General features: G+C 46.0%; 1 protein-coding gene and 1 pseudogene. Both read right to left on the bottom strand.

Features of this window, described 5'->3' with window-relative positions; all coding sequences use genetic code 11:
* Positions 1 to 144 (bottom strand): annotated as a pseudogene (locus ACTHSP_RS22090) (tRNA (guanosine(37)-N1)-methyltransferase TrmD); the annotation flags it as partial.
* On the bottom strand, positions 144 to 428 hold a 285-nt coding region (rimM, locus tag ACTHSP_RS22085), incomplete at its 5' end, for a ribosome maturation factor RimM (RefSeq protein ID WP_440347021.1). The gene rimM and the pseudogene ACTHSP_RS22090, both read right to left, overlap by 1 nt.

The following is a 428-nucleotide window of genomic DNA, read 5'->3' as shown; positions in this document are numbered from 1 at the left end:
ATAGCCAAGTTTGTTGTCGGCAAATTTTCGGGGATTGATGGCTTGAAACTGCCAAAGATTTTGTTTTCTTGCTCTGCCTGTAACGCCGTATTCGACAATGCTGTCGAACATCTCCGGGAAAATGGTGATGGCTTGAATCAGCATCAGTAGTCCAAACCCCAGTCGGCGATAATGGTTTTGCTGTCGGTATCGACAGATTCGATATAGTTGGAGACAAAGGGAATCAGGATTTGTCCGTGTTCGCCTTTAATCATCAAAACATCATTTGCACCGGTTTCCATTAGGTTGCTGACTTTACCGAGGACGATGTTTTCTTTGTTGATGACGGTCATGCCGACTAAATCTGCCCAGTAGTATTCGTCTTCCTCAGTAGGGGCGAATGACTCTCTGGGGATTTCGATGGTATAGCCGCGCAAGGCAAATGCTTG

It is taken from the genome of Neisseria sp. P0001.S005 (assembly GCF_051963715.1).
Note: the sequence above shows the minus strand (reverse complement) of the source record. Positions and strands in the feature narration are given on the sequence as shown.